Below are 5,652 nucleotides of genomic sequence, written 5' to 3'. Positions count from 1 at the left end.
TCACGCGTGTTAAAAATACCGATGGCAAGCACACCGATTTTCATACTTCCATCAAGGGTGGAAAATATGTACTGGAAGCAATTGAAGGAGCTGGCTGTCATGGTTGCGCCATACCCGGCACCAAAGCCGAATATGACAGCAAGGGAAGAATGACCAGCCTGAATGGCACCCAGATTCATTACGATGAAAACGATAATATCAGACAACTGGACATCAGCCGCTCACCCTGGGCCGGGCTGCAACTGCACTACGATGAAAAAGACCGTCCGGTAACATGGTCCAGCAAAATTACAGGTGCCGAACATACCCGTTATAACGACAGAAACCTGCCGGTAGAACAGAAGTTTGCCAATGGAGACCAGGCTTTGTTTGAATATGATAAAGACGGGCACCTGGTAAAGGTGATGGAATCAACCAAAAACAAGGCTAGGTCTGTAACCACAAAAATAGTCTCACAACCGAAAAACAATTTTTTTGCCGTTGAATATAGTGACGAAAATAACGTCGAAAAAAAAGTGTTCTTTACGCTGCAAAAAAACACGCTAAACATCAATACCAGCCGTCGTCCAATATGGGTATCAGCAAATAGAAAAGGCATTGAGGACTGGATGCCCTCAATAAGATACGATGATGAATACATCTTTGAAAATGAGGGTAAAACCAAAATCCACCATTTACCCGAAGGGGGATACATTAGTTATTTTTATAATGAAAACAACAAACCCGAAACCATTATCTGGACCGAACAATCCGGCAAAAAACACCATTTAATCATGGATTCCAGCATTCCCGAAAAAGGCTATGTGCTGGGCAACCAGTTGGCCTTTCATGCCCTTAAGACCGATGCAGGACAAACCCAGCTTAGCTTATGGAATAAAGACAAACGGTTCTGGACCCAGACACTGGATTTCTCTGAAGACAACACCCTGCGCAGCGAAACCGTCATTGTGCCAGACGCAAAATACGAAGCAGGCCGCAATTATGCCTATGACCCATCCCAAAGAATGATCAGCACCAAAACCAGCGCCCAATATAAAGAACAGGATTTGTCTGGCCTGCACCATTATGCCTGGAACAAGGATGGATCCAGTGCCGCTTATTTTAATGGTAGCAATACAATTAAGCCCGCTATTGAACGTGATGTCAGCGGCTTGCCAATCAAAACGGGAGAACTTGAACTTGAGTATGGCCCCAATCGCAAACTGCATTACATCACTAAAAATAAAGCCTTCTTAGCCGCCTACTTTTATGGTGTGCATGGACAGCGAACCATCAAAACCACCCCTGACGCGCATACCCATTATTACTATGATGAAAACAATTTACTGGTTGGAGAGTGGACTATCCACCGGGACAAGCTCACCACGCAGGGTGTCAATGACAATATCAGCCGCCGTTATATTTATGCCGGCAAGCTGCCCGTTGCTTTTATTGATTATGAACAGGCGACTTTCCCCATAAAAATGGTACCCACCGAAGAAGTGCCCATTGATGACCCCAGGCGGCATCCTCATCAGTCAAAGCTGTATTTCATTCATACAGACCACATCGGCCAGCCTTTCATGGTGACCGACCAAGAGCAGAAAATCCACTGGCTGGCACATAACAGCCCAACCGGGGAAAGCCATATTTTACATGCCGATATTGAATTCAACCTGCGCCTGCCCGGGCAATATTACGACCAGGAAACCGGTTGGCATTACAACTTGCACCGTTATTATGACCCAGCAGCGGGGCATTATCTGGAACCCGACCCGATTGGGCCTGCAGCTAATAACGATCCGTTTGGTTATGCCGCCCAGCAGCCTCGCCGGTTTACTGACCCGCTGGGTTTACTGCTTTTTTCCTTTGATGGTACCAATAATGATAAATACACCAACACCAATGTCCGTAAATTCGAACGTTTGTATGATGGACAGCTTGGCAGCTATATTGAAGGCTCGGGAGCCCTGACTGAAGAGACTAATTTTAGCAATACAATGGATCTGCTGGCTGCCACTAAAACGCAAGAGATTGTCAATCAGCAATTCTATGCACTGCTCAACCATATTGCCCCGTACTTCTACGTGCGAGGGGATGCAACACCCATAAATGAGGAGGCAAACACACAACCTTTACCTTTTTTTAGTATAGATGTGGTTGGTTTTTCACGAGGTGCCACCTTTGCGCTCATATTTGCCAACAAGATAGCCGACAATACCGATAAACACGGCTTGTTCTCCTACCCATTCCGTGATAATCGTGTTTCATTCAAACTCATACAGGCCTGCCTGGATTTACGCTTTATCGGGCTTTTTGATAACGTCCCCCAATTGGGCAATCGTGGCAGCCGCAACCATAAAGAAAAATATAGCGTGCCCGAAAAATGGACATGGGTAGCGCATGCCGTGGCACTGCATGAATTCCGGGAATTGTTTCCTGTTACCCTGTTAACCGGGAATGGACGCAACTACATAGAGCAAGGTTTTATTGGTGCCCATTCCGACATTGGTGGCATTAGATGGGACAGTGACCTGACTGACACTCACAACCCGGCCCCCGGTCGGTACAGTGACTTGGGTGATATTGCCTTGGCCTGGATACATTGGCAAGCCACACAGGCAGGTGTTCCCTTAAAACCACTTGACACCTTCAAAAGCGATAAAATCCTCAGTCAAAATTTCCAAAGCATAGACACCCCTTTCATGCATGGGGCTCCTGATAATGGCGATATTGTTCCGAATAGAGACAGGCATATACAAACGGCTGGCCACAACGAAAGAAACTGGCGTCAAGCATCTCACCCTTACTTAGGCGAGGAAGCAAGAATCGAAATGGAACATTTCATTCGCAGAATTCCCGAAGACCCAAATGCGACCCAACAATTTGATTTTTTTGGTCTGGAACATCGCATCGTAGGAGAAATAGATGTCCCTGCCTATAAACAATGGCTTAAAAAAAATCTGGACTGGGACGCTCCCTTCTAGCCTAAACGCTCCCTTAAATATATAACGGTTCGGCCTTTTTCTTAAAAGCTGAACCAAAGACCTTGCCAGACAACAATGTTAATCCAATGAAAAAAACCAGCTCATCCTGCAATCATTTGCCAATGGCGACAAAATGCAATTTTCCTATGACGGAAATGGAAAATTAAACTATATACACAAGCTCAAGAACGGTAGCCAATGGGCTGATCCGGCTACGCTGGAACATAACGAACGGAGACAGAGCCGCTTTACAGGGTTTTAAAAGAAAACAAGCTTTTGATCGATTCAGTGAAGATGCATTTAGTTTTACAACATTCAATCGTGTATTTTCTCCAGCAATATTCCAGCAAATCTACTATCGCGACTATTATCGCATTGTCAAAGACACGCAAACCGTTGAACACATTTTGCCTGAAGGCGGCACCCTGGCCAACGAACACACCAGCCTGCCAGCCAGGCAACTGCATAGCACAAGCGGGTATTCGTACGATTCGCAAAACCGGCTCACTGACGCAGTTATCAATACACGATACTACTAACAAGACACCAACACCCGCCACCAATACGCCTGGAACCCCGATGGCTCCAACGCCTCTTACGACAAGGACGGCACCACCGCCACACCACAAATCACCCGGGATGCCAGCGGCCTGCCGGTAAAATTTCGCTACCTAAACCATGAAAAAAATTTCAGCACTTATTTTACTGGCAGCGACGCTATTACAGCACGCATGGTCTCAAACCATCTCGCAAACTTACAATTTTGTTTCCTGCAAATCCGCTGTCATAGCTAACCCATGCCCGGACACCTTGGAAAAACCCTCATTAACCCCGGGTACCGGCAATCCCGCTTACCTAATCACAGGTAGCAGGTCCCGCTTTTGTGATATCCGATCGTGGCTTACCGGAAGCAAGTTGCAAATTGTACATGCAGACGGCTTACGCAATCAGGTCGTTGAACAAACATTCGCCAACGGCAATCATGCCCTTCTGGAGTATGACGAAACAGGTTACCTGAGAACGGTAACCGAAACGTCAAAACGAAAAGAACCCCCAATCATTACAAAATTAGGGGGCACCGCAGATTTCGGATGGGTCTTGATAAAGTCTCCAAAAGAGAGCCTTACTTTTGATTCACGACAAGAAAATACGCTATATGTAGAGTCTTATCGAAACAGAAACGAACATTCTGATATCAAAGCAATTCTGACAGATAAATATACATTTGAAAAACCCAATCGAGCACGTATTCATCATCTGCCTGAAGGCGGCTCTATTACTTATTTGCATGACAAAAACAACAAACCCGAAACCATCATCTGGACCGAGCAGTCGGGTAAGCAATCTCACCTGATTCTTGACTCTCATACATTTGGCAAAGGCTATTTGCTGGGTAACAAACTTCAATTTCATGCTTTAAAAACCGAACAGGGGCAAACACAGCTCAGTTTATGGGATGAAAAGCAGAAACGAATATGGAGCCAACTGCTTAATTTTTCAGAAAACAACACCCTAATCAATGAAACCGTAATGGTACCGCAGGTCGACTATCAATCCACGCAATCCTATGTGTATGACCCGCGCAAAAGAATGGTGAACGCCACGATACAGGCTCATCAAAAGAACCAGGACCTTTCCACTCAATATCATTATGCCTGGAATGACAATGGTTCAAATGCCGCATATTCCAATGGATCCGAAAGTATTATTTCGAACATAGAACGCGATGCCAGTGGTCTGCCGCTCAAGATTAACGACTTTGTACTTAAATATGGCGCCAACCAGCGGTTGAAATACGTTGAACTTGATAAGGAACTACTTGCTGAATATATTTATAACGGTATAGGGCAAAGAATTATAAAAAAAACCAAAGACACACATACCCATTACTACTACGAAAACAACCTGCTGGCTGGAGAATGGACAACACGTAAGGGAAAACGCGCCGAGCATGGACCAAACGGGGGTATTGACCGCCGCTACATTTATGCAGGCCAGTTACCTGTTGCTTTCATTGAGTACGAGCGTGCCTCTTTCAATATTGACGATCCATTGAATGACTCCTTCATGGATTATGACGCCGATACCTTCAACCCAATCAAAAAGCCGCAACTTCGACCCTATAAGGCAAAGCTGTATTTTATTCATTCCGACCATATCGGCCAACCATTCATAGTGACCGACAGCCACGCCTGCTTACCAACCCGCTAGGCACGGGAAACTGTAGTTCCATTTATCTGCAGGATTCCAAAACACGAAAAAATACGGGGATTTTTTGAGCCCTCTTACCGGATGAGGTTTTTCTTCCAGATACTCGTCATATCCTTCCCGATCTTTTCGGCATAAGTTTGATAAGGATTGGACTCGGGGTTTTCAGCCACGGTATGACACAATGTTATCAATAGCTTCATCCAATTGTTCTACCGTAAACACACCATTTTCAGGCAGTGTCTCATAATCACGCCCTGCAGCCTTCAGGACAGACAGGGCATGCTTGTCCAGCATCACAACATCAGCACTTGCATTTGAGCGGAAAGTAATCAGCATCTTCGGTTTCCCACAATAGATAAAGTAATACGCCCAGTTTACTACAAGAAGCATTTCAGGCCGATGATTTCATTTTTCGTTCAAAACGAGCACTCACGGTCATGAAAAGAATCACAACCCTGCTACTGCTGGCAATAGT

3 protein-coding genes are annotated in these 5,652 nt (G+C 45.4%); 2 read left to right on the top strand and 1 reads right to left on the bottom strand.

Annotated features, from left to right (window positions below):
- A partial coding sequence (locus tag HCX92_RS15010) for an RHS repeat-associated core domain-containing protein (protein ID WP_169293045.1) occupies positions 1 to 2,966 on the top strand: 2,966 nt, incomplete at its 5' end.
- A 678-nt stretch (positions 2,967 to 3,644) separates the two neighbouring features.
- On the top strand, positions 3,645 to 5,177 hold the full coding sequence (locus HCX92_RS00905; protein ID WP_169293044.1) for a hypothetical protein: 1,533 nt from the start codon (positions 3,645 to 3,647) through the stop codon (positions 5,175 to 5,177).
- 162 nt (positions 5,178 to 5,339) lie between these two features.
- On the opposite strand, the gene HCX92_RS00900 is transcribed toward HCX92_RS00905, so the two are convergent.
- A complete protein-coding gene (locus tag HCX92_RS00900; protein WP_169293043.1) occupies positions 5,340 to 5,513 on the bottom strand; it encodes a DUF1840 family protein in 174 nt (57 codons plus the stop codon).
- Positions 5,514 to 5,652: the final 139 nt, after the last annotated feature.

The sequence above is a fragment of the Advenella sp. EE-W14 genome (genome assembly GCF_012923605.1).
Lineage (GTDB): Bacteria > Pseudomonadota > Gammaproteobacteria > Burkholderiales > Burkholderiaceae_B > Advenella > Advenella alkanexedens.
This window is presented reverse-complemented; position numbering and strand designations above follow the sequence as displayed.